The sequence below is a fragment of the Pseudomonas sp. NPDC087612 genome (assembly GCF_044743505.1).
GTDB lineage: Bacteria > Pseudomonadota > Gammaproteobacteria > Pseudomonadales > Pseudomonadaceae > Aquipseudomonas.
This window is the reverse complement of record NZ_JBIUWO010000006.1, coordinates 211109-231211: the sequence shown is the minus strand read 5'-3', so window position 1 is coordinate 231211 and position 20103 is coordinate 211109. Positions and strand designations below refer to the sequence as shown.

The 20103-nt window shown below is 65.5% G+C and carries 16 protein-coding genes; 6 read left to right on the top strand and 10 right to left on the bottom strand.

What is annotated here, in order from left to right:
• A complete protein-coding gene (locus ACIOVF_RS14535; protein WP_045198685.1) occupies positions 1-702 on the bottom strand; it encodes a response regulator transcription factor in 702 nt (233 codons plus the stop codon).
• Positions 703-858: 156 nt separating this feature from the next.
• Between ACIOVF_RS14535 and ACIOVF_RS14530 the strand changes: the two genes are divergently transcribed.
• From ACIOVF_RS14530 to mobA, 3 genes are all read left to right on the top strand, one after another.
• Positions 859-2037, top strand: coding sequence for an efflux RND transporter periplasmic adaptor subunit (locus ACIOVF_RS14530; protein ID WP_195883891.1), 1179 nt, complete (start codon positions 859-861; stop codon positions 2035-2037).
• Between the two features lie 11 nt (positions 2038-2048).
• A complete protein-coding gene (locus ACIOVF_RS14525) occupies positions 2049-5177 on the top strand; it encodes a multidrug efflux RND transporter permease subunit (protein WP_401290299.1) in 3129 nt (1042 codons plus the stop codon).
• 61 nt (positions 5178-5238) lie between these two features.
• Positions 5239-5814, top strand: coding sequence for a molybdenum cofactor guanylyltransferase MobA (gene mobA, locus ACIOVF_RS14520; RefSeq protein WP_401290296.1), 576 nt, complete (start codon positions 5239-5241; stop codon positions 5812-5814).
• 13 nt (positions 5815-5827) lie between these two features.
• On the opposite strand, the gene ACIOVF_RS14515 is transcribed toward mobA, so the two are convergent.
• Positions 5828-7228, bottom strand: coding sequence for a M16 family metallopeptidase (locus tag ACIOVF_RS14515; protein ID WP_401290293.1), 1401 nt, complete (start codon positions 7226-7228; stop codon positions 5828-5830).
• Positions 7229-7860: 632 nt separating this feature from the next.
• Here ACIOVF_RS14515 and ACIOVF_RS14510 point away from each other — a divergent pair.
• The 3 genes from ACIOVF_RS14510 to ACIOVF_RS14500 are packed head-to-tail and all read left to right on the top strand — an operon-like array spanning position 7861 to position 9696.
• On the top strand, positions 7861-8154 hold the full coding sequence (locus ACIOVF_RS14510; protein ID WP_213601467.1) for a hypothetical protein: 294 nt from the start codon (positions 7861-7863) through the stop codon (positions 8152-8154).
• Positions 8155-8211: 57 nt separating this feature from the next.
• Complete coding sequence (locus ACIOVF_RS14505) at positions 8212-8907, top strand: transcriptional regulator (RefSeq protein ID WP_401290290.1); 696 nt, start codon at positions 8212-8214, stop codon at positions 8905-8907.
• Between the two features lie 3 nt (positions 8908-8910).
• A complete protein-coding gene (locus tag ACIOVF_RS14500) occupies positions 8911-9696 on the top strand; it encodes a PhzF family phenazine biosynthesis protein (protein WP_093383466.1) in 786 nt (261 codons plus the stop codon).
• Here the strand turns inward: ACIOVF_RS14500 and chrA are convergent.
• The 8 genes from chrA to ACIOVF_RS14460 all read right to left on the bottom strand — a co-directional run bounded on the left by chrA (position 9689) and on the right by ACIOVF_RS14460 (position 20024).
• The gene (gene chrA, locus ACIOVF_RS14495) at positions 9689-10888 is read right to left on the bottom strand and encodes a chromate efflux transporter (protein WP_401290287.1); all 1200 of its coding nucleotides are present in this window, start codon (positions 10886-10888) and stop codon (positions 9689-9691) included. The two genes, ACIOVF_RS14500 and chrA, sit on opposite strands and share 8 nt — an antisense overlap.
• 145 nt (positions 10889-11033) lie before the next feature.
• Positions 11034-11768 (bottom strand): TorF family putative porin, encoded by a 735-nt coding sequence (locus ACIOVF_RS14490; protein ID WP_401290284.1) that lies wholly within the window; start codon positions 11766-11768, stop codon positions 11034-11036.
• 41 nt (positions 11769-11809) lie between these two features.
• Complete coding sequence (locus tag ACIOVF_RS14485; RefSeq protein ID WP_401290282.1) at positions 11810-13552, bottom strand: amidohydrolase; 1743 nt, start codon at positions 13550-13552, stop codon at positions 11810-11812.
• Between the two features lie 81 nt (positions 13553-13633).
• Positions 13634-14623: a LuxR C-terminal-related transcriptional regulator gene (locus ACIOVF_RS14480; RefSeq protein ID WP_045198664.1), complete on the bottom strand. Its 990-nt coding sequence runs from the start codon at positions 14621-14623 to the stop codon at positions 13634-13636.
• A gap of 109 nt (positions 14624-14732) precedes the next feature.
• A complete protein-coding gene (locus ACIOVF_RS14475; protein ID WP_401290277.1) occupies positions 14733-17219 on the bottom strand; it encodes a TonB-dependent siderophore receptor in 2487 nt (828 codons plus the stop codon).
• Between the two features lie 114 nt (positions 17220-17333).
• Positions 17334-18284, bottom strand: a complete 951-nt coding sequence (locus ACIOVF_RS14470) for a FecR domain-containing protein (RefSeq protein WP_045198659.1) — start codon at positions 18282-18284, stop codon at positions 17334-17336.
• A 3-nt stretch (positions 18285-18287) separates the two neighbouring features.
• Entirely contained in the window at positions 18288-18797 is a 510-nt protein-coding gene (locus ACIOVF_RS14465; protein WP_045198658.1) for a sigma-70 family RNA polymerase sigma factor, read from the bottom strand.
• A 36-nt stretch (positions 18798-18833) separates the two neighbouring features.
• Positions 18834-20024 (bottom strand): MFS transporter, encoded by a 1191-nt coding sequence (locus tag ACIOVF_RS14460; RefSeq protein ID WP_045198657.1) that lies wholly within the window; start codon positions 20022-20024, stop codon positions 18834-18836.
• Between the last annotated feature and the right edge of the window lie 79 nt (positions 20025-20103).

Genomic DNA, 20103 nt, shown 5'->3' with positions numbered 1-20103 from the left:
CTAGAACTCCCACTCGACCCGGCTGAACAAATACCCCTTGCCCCACACGGTCTTGATCTTGCGCGCCTCGCCGGCGCTGTCGTCGAACTTGCGCCGCAGCTTGGAAATCGCCACGTCCACCGAGCGGTCGGTGCCGTTGAACTCGATGCCGCGCAGTTGCTGGAGGATGCGGTCGCGGCTGAGCACCACGCCAGCATTGCGCGCCAGCACCACCAGCAGATTGAATTCGCCGCTGGACAGCTCCACCGGCTGCTCGCGCCAGAACACATTGCGCTCGGCCAGATCGATGCGCAGGCCGCCGACCACGATCAGGTCGCTCTCAAGGCGTGGCTCGTTGATGCTGCTGCGGCGCAGCAAGGTGCGTATCCGCGCCAGCAGCACCCGTGGCTCGCACGGTTTGGTCACGTAGTCGTCGGCGCCCATTTCCAGGCCCAGCACCTGGTCGTGGCTATCGTCGCGGGCGGTCAGCATGAGGATCGGCAGGGCCTGGGACTCGGCGCGCAACAGCCGGCACACCTGCAGGCCGTCGAGGCCCGGCAGCATCAGGTCGAGGATCACCAGGTCCGGTTTGTTGCGCCGCGCCTCGGCCAGCACGTGATCGCCACGGGCAATCACGCTGACGCTGAAGTCGTTGCGCTGCAAGTAGCTGGCGATCAGTTCGGACAGGGCGCAGTCGTCTTCGACCAGGAGAATATTGGGCATGGGCAGTTTGACAGGCTGGGAAAGTCAGGCAGGATATAAGAGCTCACGCGCGCGCAGGATAAAGCTTCACACTTTTTTACACATGGCCTACACAGCTTAACTGTTGCCCGTCGGTCGCCTGCCTTAGCATTGCCGGGTCATTTTCGGAAGATCCGCATGTCCAGTTCAAGTCCCGCCCGTCTGCGCGCCCTGGCGCCGCTGTTGTTGATCACTTTCGCCCTGAGCGCCTGCGACGACAAATCGCCTGCCGAAGAAAAGGCCCCGCCCAGCGCAGTGCGGGTCGAGACCGTGCAGGTGCAGCCGCTGGCGATCACCACCGAGCTCAATGGCCGCATCCTCGCCCCGCGCACTGCCGAAGTGCGCGCGCGGGTGGCCGGCGTGGTGCTCAAGCGCGTGTACCGCGAAGGCAGCGACGTCAAACAGGGCGATGTGCTGTTTCGCATCGACCCGGCGCCGTTCCAGGCCGACTTCGACAGTGCCCGCGCCGCCCTGGCCCGCGCCGAGGCCACGCGCTACCAGGCGCGCCTGCAGGATCAGCGTTACCGCGAACTGATCGCCATCAATGCCATCAGCCGCCAGCAGCACGACGATGCCCGCGCCGCCTTCCTGCAGGCTGATGCCGACGTCGCCGCGGCCAAGGCGGCGCTTGAGCGAGCCAGGCTCAACCTCGGTTACGCCACCGTCACCGCGCCGATTTCCGGACGCATCGGCCGCGCCCTGGTGACCGAAGGGGCATTGGTCGGGCAGAACGAAACCACACCGCTGGCGACCATCCAGCAGCTCGACCCGATCCATGCCGACGTCACCCAGTCGACCCGCGAACTCAATGTCCTGCGCCGCGCCCTGCGTGCCGGCGAACTGCAGCAGGTGGGCCAGGACCAGGCCAGCGCGACGCTGATCCAGGACGACGGCACGCCCTACCCGCTGCCGGGCAAACTGCTGTTCTCGGACATCAGCGTCGACCCGAGCACCGGCCAGATCACCCTGCGCAGCGAGTTCCCCAACCCCGACCTCGACCTGCTGCCGGGCAGCTTCATCCGCGTGCGCCTGGAGCAGGCGGTCAAGCAGCAAGGCATCAGCGTGCCGCAGCGGGCCATCCTGCGCGACAGCGCCGGCAAGCCGAAGGTCATGCTGGTCGATGGCGAACAGCGCGTCAGCGAACGCCCGGTGGTGCTGGGCAGTGTGCAGAACGACCGCTGGATCGTCAGCGAAGGCCTGGCCCCCGGTGACCGGGTGGTGGTCGAAGGCCTGCAGCACATCAGCCCCGGCGACCAGGTAGAGGTCGACAACGCGGGCAAGGACGCCCTCCCCATCGTTCAGTCCAACGGCCAGTGAGGGCCTGATTCATGCCGCAGTTTTTCATTGACCGCCCGGTGTTCGCCTGGGTGGTCGCCTTGTTCATCCTGCTTGCCGGCGCCCTGGCCATCCCGCAATTGCCGGTGGCCCAGTACCCCGACGTGGCGCCGCCGCAGGTGGAAATCTACGCCGTGTACCCGGGTGCCTCGGCGCAGACCATCGACGACAGCGTGGTCAGCCTGATCGAGGAAGAGCTCAACGGTGCCGACAACCTGCTCTATTTCAGCTCGCAAAGCAGCCTGGGCAGCGCCACCATCACCGCCACCTTCGAACCGGGCACCAACCCGGACCTGGCCCAGGTCGATGTGCAGAACCGCCTTAAAGTGGTCGAGTCGCGCCTGCCGCGCCCGGTCACCCAGCAAGGCCTGCAAGTCGAGAAAGTCTCCACCGGCTTCCTGCTGATGGTGACCCTCACGGCCATGGACGGCAGCCTTGACGAAGTCACCCTGAGCGATTTTCTCGCCCGCAACGTGATGAACGAGATCCGCCGCCTCAAGGGTGTCGGCAAGGCCCAGCTGTATGGTTCGGAGCGGGCCATGCGCATCTGGATCGACCCGGCCAGGCTGATCGGCTTCAACCTCACCCCCGATGACGTCAACGAGGCCATTGCCGCGCAAAACGCCCAGGTAGCGCCGGGCAGCATCGGAGACCTGCCGGGCACCGGCACCCAGGAAATCACCGCCAACGTGGTGATCAAGGGCCAGCTCAGCACGGTCCAGGAGTTCCAGGACATCGTCCTGCGCGCCAACCCCGATGGCTCGACCGTGACCATTGGCGATGTCGCCCGGGTCGAGATCGGCAGCCAGGAGTACCAGTACGGCACCCGCCTCAACGGCAAGCCGACCAGTGCCTTCAGCGTGCAGCTGTCGCCCGGCGCCAACGCCATGGAAACCGCGACCCTGGTGCAAGCCAAGCTCAGCGAGCTGTCGCGCTACCTGCCGCCGGGGGCCAAGTTCGACATCCCCTACGACACCTCGCCGTTCGTCAAGGTCTCGATCCAGCAGGTGATCACCACCCTGCTCGAAGCCATGGCCCTGGTGTTCGCGGTGATGTTCCTGTTCCTGCAGAACATCCGCTACACGCTGATCCCGACCCTGGTGGTGCCGGTGGCGCTGATGGGCACCTTTGCGGTGATGCTGTCGCTGGGCTTCTCGGTCAACGTCCTGACCCTGTTCGGCATGGTATTGGCCATCGGTATCCTGGTGGACGACGCCATCGTCGTGGTCGAGAACGTCGAGCGGATCATGAGCGAGGAAGGCCTGGCGCCGCGCGAGGCGACCAAAAAGGCCATGAGCCAGATCAACGGCGCCATCGTCGGCATCACCCTGGTACTGGTGGCGGTATTCCTGCCGATGGCCTTCATGAAAGGCTCGGTGGGGGTCATCTATCAGCAGTTCTCGGTGTCGATGGCAGTGTCGATCCTGTTCTCGGCGTTCCTCGCCCTGAGCCTGACCCCGGCCCTGTGCGCGACCTTGCTCAAGCCGATTGCCAAGGGTTCGCACCACGAAAAAACCGGCTTCTTCGGCTGGTTCAACCGCCGCTTCGAGAGCATGACCAACGGCTACCAGCGCTGGGTGATCCAGGCCCTCAAGCGCAGCGGTCGCTACCTGCTGGTCTACGCGGTGCTGGTGGCCGGGCTGGTGTACGGCTTCAGCCAGTTGCCCTCCTCGTTCCTGCCCACCGAAGACCAGGGCTACACCATCACCGACATCCAGCTGCCGCCGGGGGCCAGCCGCGCCCGCACCGAACAGGTGGCGGCGCAAATCGAGGCGCACAACGCCACCGAACCTGGCGTGGGCAACAGCACGCTGATTCTCGGTTTCAGCTTCTCTGGCAACGGCCAGAACGCGGCGCTGGCATTCACTACCCTCAAGGACTGGTCCGAACGCGGCAGCGACGACAGCGCGCAATCGATCGCCGACCGCGCCAACGCCGCCTTCAGCCAGCTCAAGGACGCCATCGCCTATTCGGTGCTGCCACCGCCGGTGGACGGCCTGGGCACTTCCAGCGGTTTCGAGTTCCGCCTGCAGGACCGCGGAGGCCTCGGCCATGCCGGCCTGATGGCGGCGCGTGACCAGTTGCTCGCCGCCGCCGAGAAGAGCCCGGTGCTGGTCAACGTGCGCGAAAGCGCCCTGGCCGAAAGCCCGCAGGTGCAGCTGGAAGTCGACCGCAAGCAGGCCAACGCCCTGGGCGTATCGTTTGCCGATATCGGCAACGTGCTCAACACTGCGGTGGGTTCCAACTACGTCAACGACTTCCCCAACCAGGGGCGCATGCAGCGCGTGGTGGTGCAGGCCGAAGGCGACCAGCGCAGCCAGGTCGATGACCTGCTGAAAATTCACGTGCGCAACAGCAGCGGCAAGATGGTGCCCCTGTCGGCGTTCGTCCAGGCCAAGTGGATCACCGGCCCCGTGCAGCTGACCCGCTACAACGGCTACCCGGCGATTGCCGTGTCGGGCGAGCCGGCACCGGGCTATAGCTCCGGCGAGGCGATGAACGAGATCCAGCGCCTGGTCGACCAACTGCCCTTGGGCATGGGCCTGGAATGGACCGGGCTGTCGCTGCAGGAGCGCTTGTCCGGCTCCCAGGCGCCGATCCTCATGGCCCTGTCGCTGCTGGTGGTGTTCCTGTGCCTGGCGGCCTTGTACGAGAGCTGGTCGATCCCGACCTCGGTGCTGCTGGTGGTACCGCTGGGGGTGCTCGGCGCGGTGATTGCGGTGAGCCTGCGCGGCATGCCCAACGATGTGTTCTTCAAGGTCGGCCTGATCACCCTGATCGGCCTGTCGGCGAAGAACGCCATCCTCATCATCGAGTTCGCCAAGAGCCTGGTCGATGAAGGCCACGACCTGGTCGATGCCACCGTGCAGGCGGCGCGCCTGCGCCTGCGGCCGATCGTCATGACCTCGCTGGCATTCATCCTCGGCGTGGTGCCCCTGGCAATTGCCAGCGGCGCAAGCTCCGCCAGCCAGCAGGCGATCGGCACCGGGGTGATCGGCGGCATGCTCAGCGCCACCCTGGCGGTGGTGTTCGTGCCGGTGTTCTTTGTTGTGGTGATGCGCCTGACCGGCAAACGCCGGGCCAAGGCTCAAGCCCCTGCGCCAGAAGCCAGCGACAGCTGATCTGGACAGACCGCGGCGTGCATGGGAAGGTGAGCGGCTGATACTGCCAGGAACCCTGACCATGCCCGCCGCCCCGCCTCCCTGCTCCATCCTCATTCTTGCCGGTGGCCGTGGCCAGCGCATGGGCGGCCAGGACAAAGGCCTGCTCGACTGGCAGGGCCAGCCGCTGATCGCCCACATCCACGCCGTGGTGCGGCCGCTGACCGACGACCTGATCATCTCCTGCAACCGCAACCAGGACCGCTACCGGGCCTATGCCGATCAACTGGTCGGCGACGCCGAGGCGGACTTCCCCGGGCCGCTGGCCGGAGTACTGGCCGGGCTTGCAGTGGCGCGCCACGACTGGATACTGGTGCTGGCCTGCGATGCGCCACTGATTGACCAGGCACTGATCCTTGAGCTGATGAACCTGGCCAATGACCAGCAGCAACCGGCGATGGTCCGCCAGGGTGGTTACTGGCAGCCGATGTTCAGCCTGATCCCCTGCGCCTTGCGCAGCGACTTGCAGCAAGCCTGGGACGCCGGCGACCGGGGGGTGCAGCGAACCTTGCGCCAGCATCCGCTGCGGGCGCTGGAGTGCGCCGAGGGAGACCCGCGCCTGAGCAATTTCAATACCCCGGATTTTTTGCGCGGCTGATCGCGGGGTAAACTCAGTAGTCCTGCCCCGCCACCACCGTCGCCTGTTTACCCGGCTGTACGACGCGCTGGAATGCCGCTTTTACTTGCGCAGGCGTCACCGCCTCAAGCTGCTCGCGCCAGGTCACCAGGGTGTCGTCCGGCAGCTGGTTCAAGGCGACCTGCGCCACGTGCTCAAGCAGGCGCTGGCGGCTGGTACCGTCAAAATGGGCAAGCAAACGCGCCTTGGCCTCGTCCAGCTCCTCCGGGCTCGGGCCTTCGCTGACAAAGCGTGCCAACGCTTGATGAACCGCCTGCTCGGCCTGCTGCTGGTACCCGGCGCTCACTTCCACAGAGATCACAAACGCCCCGGCTTGCTGGCCCATGGCGAAATAGCTGGCCGATTGCCAACTGACATCACCGCCAAGCGCCTGGCCGATGGCCCGATTGAGCCGCGTCGGCCAGTGCTCGCCACCGAGAATGTCGCTGCCCAGCAGCAACGGGAAAAAGTCCGGGTCGCTGCGCGGCACCGCCGGCTGGCCGATCTGTATCCAGATCGTGCCTTGCTGTGGCTCGATCTGCTGGTGGCTGGCCTGGCTCAGGGCCTGCACCTTGGGCAGCGCCGGCAATGCCGTGCACTGACCGCTCGGCAAGCGCCCCAGTACCGCGCTGGCCACGGCATCGGCCTGGGCCCGGTCAAGCTTGCCGACCAGGCTGACCGTGGCCCGGCACGGCAGCATCATTGCCGTGTAATGGCTGCGCAGATCTTCCATGCGGGTACGTTCGAGCATGGCCGGGGTCAGGGCATAGCCGAACGGCAGCGCGTATTCGTACAGGTCGATCTGCTTGTTGCGCTGCAGCCCCGGGCGGGTCAGCTCGCGGGCATAAGGGTGGTCGCCGTACAGCGCCTGGGCAAAGCGATGCCCTACCCCGGGAAAACGCTTGGTGGTTTCACCGTTGACCTGGCGAATGTAATAGGGCTTGGCGCGAAACCAGATACTGCCGGCAAAGGCCGGCTCGGCAATCTGCCGGCCGAGCAAGGCGCTGGCCTCGGCCTGGCGCTGGGGGTTGGTGTCGGTGATGGTCAGGATGTAGCTGAAACGGTCGGCATCGACCTGGGTATTGAGTTGGCTGTCCAGGCGCATCCAGTCCATGCGCAGCGCGTTGCCGTTCAGTTCCGGGGCGTCGCCCTGGGCGTGCACACCTTCCACCGCGAGGACCGCGCCAAGCACCGCCAGGCCCGGTTGGTCCTGTGGGTCGCGGCGGCTGCCGGCATCGAAGTCGACCTGGATCTGCAGGTTGCTGGCCTGGCTTTGCGCCAACAGGTAGACCCGCGCGCCACTGGGCTGGGTCCAGTGTTCAATGGCCAGGCTGTCGGCCGCCACGGCCGGGGCGATTGCGCTCAATCCCAACGCGCAGGTGAAGAGTCGTTCCATCAGGGTCATAGCAATTTCTCAAAGGACCAGGGCGCGGACGCTACGCACTTGGCTCGCGCAGATCAAGCCCGGGCAACGGCTGACACTGGCGCCGGCAGGCTTTATGCTCAGCCGCCACCTTTTCAGGGTGAAATAAATGGTTCTTCACGGAATCCCGGGGGCTATGATCCTTGGGTTGGGTTGGGTTGTTGCGGTTACGGCTGCGGGCTTATCCATTTGATGTGTCGCGGTTGCCGGCCCCTTCCGCCTTTACGGCGGCCTACTTTTCTCTTGGGAAAAGGTAGGCAAAACCGCTCGCTCCAGCATACGGCCCTACGCTGCGCTCCGGGTTCCTTCGCTACGGTGCCTTCCAGGGGCATCGCGGCCTACGACTTGCTTCGCCAAGTCTACGTCTCGCGACTTCGGCCTCGGCCGAAGGGTGCTACGCACCAGCCCCCTCCAGACACCTACGCTCAGCCTCCTGAAGTCGCGAAGTTACGGGCGGCGCCTGCACTGACGTATCTGCCAAAGCAGATGCTGGCGAAGCCATGCTGACGCAGAAGCGAGACAAGCCCGCTGCTAAAATGAGTTCCAACTTGCTTGATCTTGATCTAGATGTCCCCAATCCTGGATTCCATGAAGAGCCATAAAAAATGCCAGCCCTGAGTGCCCGCGAGGTTTGCCAGCAACTGCGTGATGCCGCCCTCGGCGTTCGCCCATTGCGCCGTGTCGGGGTTGAGATCGACATCGATGGCTGGCGCCTGCACCTGGATTTCGACGGCAGCCACTTGCACCATTGCCTCGCCTGCCGCAGCAGCGATGGCCGTGTAGGCACGCTGGACAGCTGGCAATGGGGCACAGATCCGGTGAGCTTGCTCAGCACCTGGGAGCTGGCGCAGGTCGAGCGGTTGCTGCGACTACAAACAGAAAATTCAACACAGTGTTGATATTTAAAATTTACGTTGATAGCCTACCTTCACCGTCCAACGCCCACGAAGGCTGCGATGAAGGTTTGCCCAGCAGAAAACCACGAACAGCAACTTATCCTCGGCGTGCTGCACAGCACCCTGAAAATGCTCAGCCAGGTCGTCGGTAACCATACCGAGGTTGTCCTGCACGACCTGCTTAACCCTGAGCGCTCGATCCTCGCCATCGCCAACGGCCATGTCACCGGGCGCCGGGTCGGTGATTCGCTGCTCGGCAGCCCGCGTCATGATCTGGGCTTTGCCGCGGTGCGCCGGGCCATGGACGATCGCAGCAGCTGCGAGCCGATCGTGGTCGACAACTACGCCACCCTCGCCCCCGACGGCCGCACCTTGCGCAGCGCTACCGTGGTCTATCGCGACAGCAGCGGGCAGCCGTTTGCCAGCCTGTGCGTGAATGCCGATCTGAGCGCCGTCGAAGCTGCGCACCAGTTGCTCGGCGGGCTGCTGGGCCTGGCCAGTGCGGCCGCGCCGGTGGCGGACGAGACCAGGGACCTGCAACAGCTGATGGCCGAGATCATTCACGACGCCTGCCCCGGCGGTGTGCTCGGCATGAAGACGGCGCAAAAGCGCGAAGCGGTGCGGCTGATGCAGGAACGCGGCCTGTTTCTGGTCAAGGGCGGCATCGAAAAGGCCGCGGCATCGCTCGGCGTGACCCGCTACACCATCTACAACTACCTGGAGCAGCTCCGGGCAACAGACAACGGACAGCAATGACCCATGCAAGTTGAAATATTCCAGGTAGACGCGTTCTCAGCCACGGCGTTTGGCGGCAATCCGGCAGCGGTGTGCCCGCTTGAAGCCTGGCTGGCAGACGCGACGCTGCAGCAGATTGCTGCCGAAAACAACCTCTCGGAAACCGCGTTCGTGGTCGCCAATGGCGAGCTGTTCGAGCTGCGCTGGTTTACCCCGACGGTAGAAGTCGACCTGTGCGGCCACGCCACCCTCGCGGCGGCCTGGGTGCTGTTCGAGCAATTGGGCGAACAACGCGACACCCTGCGCTTTGCCACCCGCAGCGGCGAGTTGCGCGTTCGGCGTGACGGCGCTCGCCTGGCCATGGACTTCCCGGCCCGCCAGCCACAGGCGCTGGCCGTGCCCGAGGGCTTGTTGCAGGCGTTGGGGCTTGAGCGGATCGAGGCGCTGTACCGCACCGATGACTACCTGGTGGTGGTCGACGACCCGGCGCTGGTCGCAGCGCTTGCCCCCGACTTCGCCGCCCTGGCCGCCTTTGACGTGCGCGGCATCGCCGTCACCGCCCCGGGCCGCGAGGTTGACTTCGTCTCGCGCTGGTTCGGCCCGCGGGTAGGCGTCAATGAAGACCCGGTCACCGGCTCTGCCCATACCTCGCTGGCGCCCTACTGGGCCGCGCGCCTGGGCAAGCACAGCCTCAGCGCCGAGCAAGGCGGCCTGCGCAAAGGCCAGTTGCATTGCCAAGTGCTCGACAACGGCCGGGTGATCATCAGCGGCCAGGCGGCGCTGTACCTGCGCGGCACGATTTTTATCTGAGCAGGCTCAAGCACTGCCCGCCCAGGCCACAGGCGATCACCACCAGCCAGGGCGGCAGCTTGAAGGCCATCAGTGCGACCAGCGCCAGCAACACCAGGACAACATCCAGCGGCTGGCCAATGGCGCTGGTCCACAGCGGCTGATACAACGCCGCCAGCAACAGCCCCACCACCGCCGCATTGACGCCCAGCATCGCCGCCTGCAGGCGCGGGTGGCGGCGCAGGCGCTCCCAGAACGGCAACGCCGCGAACACCAGCAAGAACGCCGGGGCGAAGATCGCCAGCAGGCACAGCACCGCCCCCAGCCAGCCGGACTGCGGCCCGTGCATCGAGGCGCCAAGAAAGGCGGCAAAGGTGAACAAGGGGCCGGGCACAGCCTGGGCAGCGCCGTAACCTGCCACAAACGTCTCGTTGCCGACCCAGCCGGTGGGCACCACTTCAGCCTGCAGCAGTGGCAGCATCACGTGTCCGCCACCGAACACCAGCGCGCCGGTGCGGTAGAAGGCATCAATCATGCTCAAGGTCGGATCGGGCCAGAGCCCGGCCAGCAGCGGCAAACCGAGCAACAGGGCGAAGAACAGCAGCCACCACCAGCCGCCAGCGCGCTGGCTGACCCCGATCGGCAAAGGCTCGTGGACAACGCTGTCGCCCGGTTTCAGCAGCATCAACCCCGCGCCAGCCGCTGCAACCATCACCGCCACCTGCGCCCCGGCACCGGGCAGCAACAGCACCAGGCCGGCAGACGCCAGCATCAGCACAATCCGCGGCGCATCCGGGCACAACGTGCGGGCCATGCCCCACACCGCCTGGGCGACAACCGCAACCGCCACCACCTTAAGGCCATGGAGGGTGCCGGCCGGCACCGCCTCGGCATAACCGCCCAGCCCCAGGGCCAGCAGGGTCAGGGCCAGCGCCGAAGGCAGGGTGAATCCCAGCCAGGCCGCCAGCGCCCCGGCGTAACCTGCGCGCGACAGGCCCAGGGCGATGCCGACCTGGCTGCTGGCAGGGCCCGGCAGAAACTGGCAAAGCGTCACCAGGTCGGCATAGCTGCGCTCGCTCAGCCAGCGCCGACGGCTGACAAACTCCTGGCGAAAAAAGCCAAGGTGGGCGACGGGGCCACCGAACGACGTCAGGCCCAGGCGCAGGAAGATCAGGAAAACCTGCCATGGCGTGTGATCGTTGGCGTGGGGCATACAACGCTCGTTCTACCGGACTGCGCCCATCTTGCCAGCGATGGGCTTTGTGCAGCCAGAAAATTACCAGCGCTGCGCACTCGATCGCGGGGCAAGCCCGCTCCCACAGGTTCGGCGCTGCCTTCAGCATTGGATTGATGCCGGCTCAGAACGACTTGCTGGCACTCACCACCACAGTCGCCGAGCACAGGTCGTCATAGCCATACCAATTGCTGCACTCGCTTTTGGACAGGTCGGTGTCGATGTAACTCAAGCCCCAGGTCACGCCGACAAACTCGCGACTCAGCTTTGCCTCCCACTCATGGTACGCATTGCGGTCATCGCCACTGGCCGACCAGAACGCCGGGTCCTTGACATCGTTGCGCCCTGCCCGCAGTTCCAGGCCGACCTCGGCCGGCAAGGCGAAGCTGTAGGCAACATAGCTGTACAGAGTGTCCTGGTCCTTGCCAAAGGCGTTGGGCGCATCGCTTGAGTAATAGGCGCCCAGCTTGAGCCCATAGAGGTCAAGAATGGCGTAGACCTCGCTCATGTTGAACTGGCCTTCCTTGGGGTAGCTGTATTTGAGGTAGCCAATATCCAGGCTGATGGCATCGCTGGCCTGCCAGTACCAGCCGGCGTAGTACTCGATTTCCTGGCGGGTCTTGTAGTCGAAGCCGTAATCCACCGTCGAAGTCCAGGCGCCCAGGTACAGGCCGCTGCTGTGCATCAGCGTGGCGCCGGCCTGCAGCGCCGGATCACCGAGGCTTTGCGAGATGCCCCGGGAGCGGTAGTCGCTGGTCGCGGCCAGGCTCATGTCGAGGCTGAAGGAATCGTTGAGTGTCAATGCCTGGGCCGTCAGCGGCGCCAGGCAGGCGAAAGCAATGAGCAAGCGTGTGTTCATACCAGACCCTTGTTGTTATGCGTGTGCGGGTAACGGCGCAGTCAGGACTCGCTGGCGTACACCTGCTTGCCGGCGAAGTAGGTCTTGAGCACCCTGGTGTCGAACAGCTCCTGGGCGCTGACCTTGAACACATCGCGATCGAGCACGATCAGGTCGGCCTGCTTGCCGGGCGCTAGCGAGCCGATCTGCCGTTCCAGGCGCAGGGCCTTGGCGGCGTTGAGGGTGTAGGCCTGGAACATGACCTGGCGGTCGACACGTTCCTTGGCATTGAGCACACCCAGCGGGCCCTTGCGGGTCATGGCCTGGGCAATGGCATTCCACGGGTTGGGGCTGGACACCGGCCAGTCGCTGGCGCCGGCGATCAGCGCACCGGCCTGTTGCAACGAGTGCGCCGGGTATTGATAGGCGTAGCCCTGGGCACTGACGTAGGGTTTGACCAGCTCGACGGTGTAGTTTTCAGCGGTCGCCCAGAGCATCTGCATGGAGGCGATCACCCCCAGTTGCTTGAAGCGCGCAAAGTCCTTGGGGTCGACCATCTGCAGATGGCTGATGCTGTGCGCCAGCGGCTTGCCTTGCAGCGTGCGTGCATAGGCCACGCCATTGAGCGATTCGCGCACCGCCCGGTCACCGACCGCATGCATGTGCACAATCCAGTCGCGCTGCTCGGCCGCGGCCACCAGCTCGCCGAAATGCTGCGGCTCGATCAACAACTGGCCGTTCTTTTGGCTGTTGCTGTACGGGGTGATGACCGCCGCCGACTGCCCCGGATATTCGAGCACGCCATCGACAAACACCTTGATGCCCGGGAAACTCAGGTTGGGCACCCCCTCGAACTGCTTCACGACCTGGGCCAGCACCTCAAGGTCGGCCGGCCGGCTCTTGGGGTTGGTGATCATCAGCGCCGCGACATGGGCATTGAGCTCACCGCGCTCGGCCAGCGCCCGGTACAGCGGCAGCACGCCAACGGTTTGCGCCGTAGCCTTGAAATCGAACAGCGAATCGCCGCTGCCGGCATTGGCTGCGGCATCCATCCAGGCGGTGACGCCATACTGGTTGTTGACCCTGACCGCCTCGCGTGCGGCCTTGAGCATCACCTCCTGGCTGGCTGCGGGGATCTGGCTGCGGACCTGGTCCCAGCGCGCTTCGGCGAAGTAGCCGTTGGGGCTGAAGTCGGCCTCGTGGCCGACATAGCTGCGGTCTTGCTCGGACAGGCTTTTGACCCACGCCGCGTCGATCTGCATACGCTTGAGCATGGCCTGGTTGGCCCAACCGGTATGGCCGTCGATGCCACTGAGCACCAGCGGCTGAGTGGCCCAGCGGCCCTGGTTGAACAACTGGCCAAGTTCGCGACTGTTGTCCCAGTAGGCCGAACTCGCCCCGGCGACACTGATCACATCGCCAGCCTTGCCACGGCCTTGTTCGACCTCGGCAAGGATCCACTGCTCAAGCGCGGGCAGCGGCTTGACCTCATCCTGCAGGTTGGCGCCGAGGCTGTCGTAGGCCGCCACCACCGGGTGGCTGTGGCTGTCGATCATGCCGGGCATCAGCACCTTGCCGGCCAGGTCGATGCGTTGCGTGTGGGCGTCGGCCAGGGCCTGGATCTGCGTATCGCTACCCACTTGCAGGACCTTGCCATCCTTGACCGCAACCGCCTGCATCAGGCCCTGGCCGGGTTCGCCGGTGTAGACCTTGCCGTTGAACAGCACCAGGTCGGCGGCGGCCAGGGCCGGCAGCGAAGCACAGGCCAGGGCAGTGGCCAACAGCGTGGGGATCAATCGTTGCATTGCAGCGCTCTCTTGTTGTTATAGGGCTGGTGACACCCTATAGCGCGCAGCGCGGCAATGGACCTCTGCAAATGAGGAGGGTCAGGCGGTTTTTTCCGCCACCGGCATCGACAGGCGCAACGCCGCACCCAGCTCCACCTTGCTCTTGACCCCCAGTTGCACGTAGCAATTGCGCAGGTAGGTGCGCACCGTCGCCGGACTCAAGGACAGCATCCGGGCGATTTCCTTGTAGGAGTGCCCGGCGGCAAACAGCATGGCTGCGGTGCGCTCGCGAGGCGCCAGCAGCACCCCTGGCGCGGGTGCTTCCAGCGACACAATCACATGCTCGCCATTGGCGCTGAGGGTCAGGCTGCTGCGCCCGAGGCGCATCACGCACGGCGCCCTGGCCAGTTGCGCGCACACCTGGGGCGGCAGCAACGAGCCGCTCCAGCCCGGCAGCGCCTGCTCGATTGCCGCGCACACCCGCGCGCCCACATACAGCAAGCTGCCATCGAGACGGGCAATGGCGAAATCGGCAGCCGCGTTGCCGGTATCGAGACGGATCATGTCCTGCACCTGGAAGCGCCACAGTTGCAGCAGCTGCTCGCAGAAGGCGGCGAACAAGCCGTCTTCGCTTTCGCAAAAGGCAGCGTCGTGCTCGCCGCGGTACAGGCAGACGTAGAAGTTCAGGCCGCTTTGCGGCAGCTCGAAGGTAATGCACATCAAGTGATAGAGGTCGTAGCGGCGGGCGAAGACATTGACCGCCTCGTTGGGGTCGGTGAACTCGCTGTCGCGCACCACCTGCCCTGGCCGCGCCAGGGTGGTGTGGGCGAAACAGTCGATGCCGGCAACCTCGCTCCATTCGCGGGCAAAGGCCGGCGGCAGGTCGATGCGCCCGTGCATCCAGCTTTGCGGCGCAGCGGTTGCGCCAGCGCCAGACATCTCGCCCCACCAGGCCGAGGCAAACGGCACTATTGCGCGAAACGCCTGCAGGCCCTCGGCGATGAAGTGCGAGCCGCCACCCTCGCGGGCCAAGCTCGCCAGTTGCAGGACACAACGATTGAACGCCTTGAACTGGGTACTGCTGAGCATTGGCCAACCCTGTTTGCTGCCGAACGGTGGCGCCGACAGTGACACAGGGGTGCAAGAGCGTCCAGCCCAGGGCCGCTATGCGGCCCATCGCCAGTGAGGCCGGCTCATATCACCAGTCGTAAGTCATTTCAAGCGACGCCACCCGCTCCTGCCCGTAGTAGCAGCCAAAGGAATAGTTGCAGTCCGAGACATACTCGCGGTCAAACAGGTTCTGCACGTTCAGGCTGGTCTGCAGCCCGCGCAGGCTTGGGTCGAGTTTGCCCAGGTCGTAGCGGATAGTGGTGTCGTAAACGACGAACGCCGGCACGTCGAAGGCGTTGGCCGAATCCCCCGGCTTGCGCCCGGTGTAGCGCGCGCCGGCACCGACGGTCAGGCCGTTGAGCGCAGCCTGGGTGAAGTGGTAGTCGGCCCACAGGGTAGCCGACACCGGCGCTTGCGCCTCGGAACGGTTGCCCTTATCGCCATAGTTGCTCTTGGTGTAGAACGAGTCGATGTAGGTGGCCGCCGCCAGCACGTCGAGGTTGTCGAGGCGGGTCTTGAGCTCGAGCTCGACACCGCGCGAGCGCACTTCGCCGTCCTGGCTTTCGTACTCAGGGTAGAGCTTGTCGCCGGTCTTGACGTTCTTCTGGGTCAGCTCGAACAGCGAGGCGGTGATCAGGGTCTTGTCCAGCGGCTGGTACTTGACGCCGATTTCATACTGCTCGCCTTCGGTCGGCTCAAAGGCCTTGGCGCCGCGCTGCGGGGCGCTGGTGCCGATGGTCGGCAGGAACGACTGCGAGTAGCTGATGTAAGGCGCCAGGCCGAACTCGGTGACGTAGGTCAGCCCTACCCGGCCGGTGAACTTCTGGTCGTTCTGCTCGGTGATGGTCCGCGCCAGCAGGTCCTTGTTTTCGACCTTGGCCCAGTCCTGGCGCCCGCCGACGGTGATGATCCACTGGTCGAGCCTGATCTGGTCCTGCACATACAGGCCGGTCTGGCCGATGGTGTTGTCCCATTGGGTGGTCAGCTGCGGCACCACGTCGTCGGTGGGGTAGTTGCTCGGGTTGTACAGATCGACCGGGGCCACGCCATAGGCATTGTAGCCGGTGTACTTGCGGTTGAAGCGGCGGTAGTCGAGGCCCACCAGGGTGGTGTGCTGCAGGCGGCCGGTGGCGAACTTGTACTCCAGGTTGTTATCGATGGTGTAGGCGGTGTTGTGCTGGCGCCAGTCGAGCTTGGTGCGGGTGGCGTGGGTCTGGTCGAGCACGCCGGTGTCGGCATCGCTGACGAAGCCGCGCAGGTAGAAACCCTTGTAGCGGTCGCGGATGTCGATGTAGCGCGCGGTCTGGCGGTACTTCAAGTCGTCGCTGAAGGCATGGCTGAAGTCGTAGCCGAGCACAAACTGGTCGCGCCGGTAGTCGTTGTAATGGGAGTCGCCGAGAAACGCATCGCGGTCGATGCGCTGGCCATCGGGGCCGCGGTCGAGCGAGCCGATTTTCGGCAAGGCCTGGTAATCGGCCAGGCCGTCATCGCGCTGCAGCTGGGCATACAGGGTCAGCGCGGTGTCTTCGTTAGGCGCCCAGGTCAGGCTCGGCGCCAGCAGCATGCGCTGGCTGTTGGTGTGGTCGAGCTGGTCGTTGCCCTTTTTCGCCACGCCCACCAGGCGGTAGCTGAGGGTCCCGGCTTCATCCATCGGGCCGCTCAGATCAATCGCGCCATTGACCCGGCTGTAGCTGCCCAGGCCGAACTTGACCTGGTTGCGCTGTTCGCGGGTCGGGCGTTTGGAGACCATGTTGACGATACCGCCCGGCTGGTTCTGGCCATACAGCACCGACGACGGGCCCTTGAGCACTTCGATGCGTTCTAGGGTGTAGGGGTCGATCTGCGGCGCACCGCCCAGGCTTCCGGCGTACGGCAGGTAGGCACCGTCCAGGTACAGCGGGGTCGGGGCGAAGCCGCGGCTGGTGATCTCGTCGGCAATGTTGTTGCGGTCGGTAAAGCCGTTGACGCTCAGGCCCGGGGTGTAGCGCAGGGCCTGGGTGAGATTGCGCGCGCCCTGGGTTTCGACCTGGGCGGCGGTGACCACGTTGACCGCCTGGGGGATTTCCAGGATAGGCGTGTCGGTCTTGGTGCCGGTGGCGCTGCGGGTGGCGACATAACCATCGACCGGCCCGTAGGCCGACTCGACCGCCTTGCCGTTGATGGCGGTGGCGTCCAGCTGCACGCTGGCGTCATCGCCCGCCCCTGGCAGCAGCGAGTAGCTACCGCTGTCCTGGCGCAGCAGTTGCAGGTTGCTGCCGGCCAGCAGCTGGCGCAAGCCGGCCTCGACGCTGTAGCGGCCATGCAAGCCTGGCGATTGCAGGCCACGGGTATCGGCCGGCTGGAACGACACGGTGACCCCGGCGCTGGCGGCAAAGCGGGTCAGCGCCGACTCCAGGGAGCCGGCGGGAATGTCGAACTGGCTTTCGACGCGGGTCTCGGCCCAGGCCGGCGCAGCGGCCATCAGGCTGGCGCCGGCGCCTGCCAGGGCCGAGCCGAACAGCGCGGCCTGAATGGCACGGCGCAAAGGGGTGAGTGTGCGCAGGTTGCGCGTGGAGTGTGGATTACAAAGGGACATGCAGTTTCCTTTCGCCCGTTGGCAGTGGTGGTGGCGTCTGAGGCGCCTCTACCTACAAGTCGAATGAGAATCTGAATCAACACCCCCCTTGTGAAAATAATTTTCTGCTGCGTTTCAGGCCGCTTCGACCCTGACCCAGTAGCGGCTGAACTGGCGAATACGCACCGGCAAGGTGCTGCTCAGGTTGGCGAGAATAGGGTCGCTGTTGGCCAACTGGAAGGCCCCGGAAATTCTCAGGCCGGCCACCGCCGGGTGGCACCCCAGGTGCCCGGGCCGGTAGCGCTGCAATTCGTTGATAAAGTCGTCCAGGCGCCAGTCGTGCACCACCAGCAGGTCGCGCAGCCAGGCGTCGGCCTCGGGGTTGGCGGGCTGCAACGGGCTGATGCTGGCGCGCTCAAAGCTCAGTTGCTGGCCGGCCTCGACCCGCACGGGGGTGAGCAGATCAGCGCTGCAACGCACTTGCACGGCATGCTCCTGCACGCTCACCCGGGTGCGCCCGGCGTCGCGGCGTACGATAAAACGCGTGCCCAGCGCGCGAATGCTGCCTTCGCCGGTATGCACGATGAAGGGCCGGGCCAGGGCATCTTTTGCCGTTTCGATGAGGATCTCGCCGCTGAGCAGGCGCAGTTCGCGCAGCTGCCCGCTGTAGTGAATATCCACCGCGGTAGCGGTGTTCAGGTGCAACTGGCTGCCATCCTGCAGGCCTATGCTGCGCCGCTCGCCGGTGCCGGTGCGCTGGTCGGCGATCAAGGCCGGCAACGGCGTGGTCTGCCAGGCCAGGGTCCCTGCCCCGCCCGCGGCCAGCAGCAGCGACAGCACCTTGAGCACTTCGCGGCGCTTGGCCTGGGCGCTGGCCAGCAGCGGCCGGGCAACGCCAGCACTGACCTGAGCAAAGGTGCCTTGTACCCGCTGCAAGCGCTCCCAGGCCTGGCGGTGGCGCGGATCACCGGCCAGCCACTGTTGGTGGGCAAGGCGGGTAGCCGGGTCTGGCGCTTCGCAGCGCAGTTCGACGAACCAGTGGGCGGCCGCTTCGAGGGTGGCGCGATCCAGGCGCTGGGCGCTCACCGCTCAGTCCTCGGCCAGCAGCAGGCAATGGGTCAGGGCGCGCACGGCGTGTTTCTTCACCGTGTTGACCGCGAGGTTCTGGCGCCGGGCGATTTCCACGTAGCTCAGGCCGTCGAGCTGGGCCATGAGAAAGATCTCGCGGGTCTTGCGCCCCAGACCGTCAAGCATGGCGTCGATTTCCATCAGCGTCTCGATCACCAGGGCGCGGGTTTCCGGCGAGATGTCGAGCAGCTCCGGGCGTGCGGCGAGGGTTTCGAGGTAGGCCTGCTCCAGTGCGCGGCGGCGGAACAGGTCGATCATCAGGCTGCGCGCGACGGTGCTCAGGTAGGCCCGTGGCTCACGCAATTCCGGGGCCTTGCGCTGGGTCATGACGCGGATGAAGGTGTCCTGGGCGAGGTCCGCGGCATGCTCGCGGCAGCCCAGGCGCTTGCGCAGCCAGCCGCACAGCCACGGGTGATGCGCCTCATACAGCGTGTGAACAGCGAGTTGCAGCGAAGGGTCAGCGCTGGACATGGAGGCGGCCTGGGCAAAGTTATCTGGTAATGAATCTCATTCATTATAGTTAGATCCAAATTTGCCAGGCAAGCCGCAATGCAGTTGCCGCTCCACCCACCAGGACAGCGGCAGGGTCAGCAGCAGGAGTGCCGCCAGGCTGATCACCGCCGTGGTGATGCCGGCGCTATCGCCAACAGCGCCAAACACCACCGGTGCCAGGGCGCCGCCGCCGATGGTGCCGGTGTAGAACAGGGCAAAGGCCTGGTCGCGCCTGCCCGCCCCCGCCAGCTCCGGCACCACACCGTAGAGCACCGACGAGGTGCCATTGAGCACCAGGCCCAACAGCGGCAACAGCACCAGCATCGGCGTCAGCGGCAGGTACAGCATCGACACGATCAGCAGCGCAGTGAGCGACTCGGTGCACCACACGGTTTTCATCATGCCGATACGTGCGCCCAGGTAGCCGCACAGCAGCTTGCCGAAGGCGCCGCCGACGAACAGCAGCATCAGCGCCAGGCCGATACCGGCGGAGCCTGCGCCCTTGGCTTGCAGCAGAAACGGCAGAAAGGTGAGAAAGCCCATGCGTACCGCACTGTCGAGGGTGCCGGTGAGCAGCAAGGCGGCCAGGCCGCTGGCGGAGTCGCTGCCAACAGCAATCACTGCTTTGCGCACGCCCGGCGCCGCCGACGGCTGCGGCGCGATCAGCCACCAGAGCAGCGCAGCGGCCGCAAGGCCAAGGATGCCCAGCACGGTGACGCTGGTTTGCCAGCTGGTCACCACCAGCAACAGGCCGACTCCGGCGGGCACCAGCATCTTGCCGATATCACCGGCAAAGTTGTAGTGCGCCAGCGCCTCCTTGACCTCGCCGCCGGCCTCATGACTATCGCTGACCAACGACGATGCCAGCGGGTGCTGGGTACTGGCACCGAGGCCGCCCAGCAACAAGGCGAACAGCAGCATACCCAGGCCCCCGGCCTGGCCAGCCACCAGGTAGGCCAGCCCGGCCAGGGCGGTGCCGCCGACCAGCAGACGCTCACGGCCCCAGCGTTTTGCCGCGCGGCTGGCCAGCAATTGCAGGCCAGCCATCATCCCGGCGTAGGCGCCACGCAGCAGGCCGACCTGGGCGAAGCTCAGGGCAAACTGCGCCTGCCACAGCGGCAGCAAGACGTAGATGACATCGGTGAGGCCATCGTGCACGGCGTGGGCCATGCTGGCGGCAATCAGTGAACGACGGCGGGTGTTCATGCATAAAGGCTCGGGCGGGAAGACCAGAGCCTTTATAGATCACGGTTTTTGCGTATGACCAATACCGTTTTCAGACCGA

What these genes read in the sequence shown, in the direction of transcription:
- ACIOVF_RS14535 (WP_045198685.1), bottom strand. Translation starts at nt 702, where the DNA reads ATGCCCAATATTCTCCTGGTCGAAGACGACTGCGCCCTGTCCGAACTG.
- ACIOVF_RS14530 (WP_195883891.1), top strand. Translation starts at nt 859, where the DNA reads ATGTCCAGTTCAAGTCCCGCCCGTCTGCGCGCCCTGGCGCCGCTGTTG.
- ACIOVF_RS14525 (WP_401290299.1), top strand. Translation starts at nt 2,049, where the DNA reads ATGCCGCAGTTTTTCATTGACCGCCCGGTGTTCGCCTGGGTGGTCGCC.
- mobA (WP_401290296.1), top strand. Translation starts at nt 5,239, where the DNA reads ATGCCCGCCGCCCCGCCTCCCTGCTCCATCCTCATTCTTGCCGGTGGC.
- ACIOVF_RS14515 (WP_401290293.1), bottom strand. Translation starts at nt 7,228, where the DNA reads ATGGAACGACTCTTCACCTGCGCGTTGGGATTGAGCGCAATCGCCCCG.
- ACIOVF_RS14510 (WP_213601467.1), top strand. Translation starts at nt 7,861, where the DNA reads ATGCCAGCCCTGAGTGCCCGCGAGGTTTGCCAGCAACTGCGTGATGCC.
- ACIOVF_RS14505 (WP_401290290.1), top strand. Translation starts at nt 8,212, where the DNA reads ATGAAGGTTTGCCCAGCAGAAAACCACGAACAGCAACTTATCCTCGGC.
- ACIOVF_RS14500 (WP_093383466.1), top strand. Translation starts at nt 8,911, where the DNA reads ATGCAAGTTGAAATATTCCAGGTAGACGCGTTCTCAGCCACGGCGTTT.
- chrA (WP_401290287.1), bottom strand. Translation starts at nt 10,888, where the DNA reads ATGCCCCACGCCAACGATCACACGCCATGGCAGGTTTTCCTGATCTTC.
- ACIOVF_RS14490 (WP_401290284.1), bottom strand. Translation starts at nt 11,768, where the DNA reads ATGAACACACGCTTGCTCATTGCTTTCGCCTGCCTGGCGCCGCTGACG.
- ACIOVF_RS14485 (WP_401290282.1), bottom strand. Translation starts at nt 13,552, where the DNA reads ATGCAACGATTGATCCCCACGCTGTTGGCCACTGCCCTGGCCTGTGCT.
- ACIOVF_RS14480 (WP_045198664.1), bottom strand. Translation starts at nt 14,623, where the DNA reads ATGCTCAGCAGTACCCAGTTCAAGGCGTTCAATCGTTGTGTCCTGCAA.
- ACIOVF_RS14475 (WP_401290277.1), bottom strand. Translation starts at nt 17,219, where the DNA reads ATGTCCCTTTGTAATCCACACTCCACGCGCAACCTGCGCACACTCACC.
- ACIOVF_RS14465 (WP_045198658.1), bottom strand. Translation starts at nt 18,797, where the DNA reads ATGTCCAGCGCTGACCCTTCGCTGCAACTCGCTGTTCACACGCTGTAT.
- ACIOVF_RS14460 (WP_045198657.1), bottom strand. Translation starts at nt 20,024, where the DNA reads ATGAACACCCGCCGTCGTTCACTGATTGCCGCCAGCATGGCCCACGCC.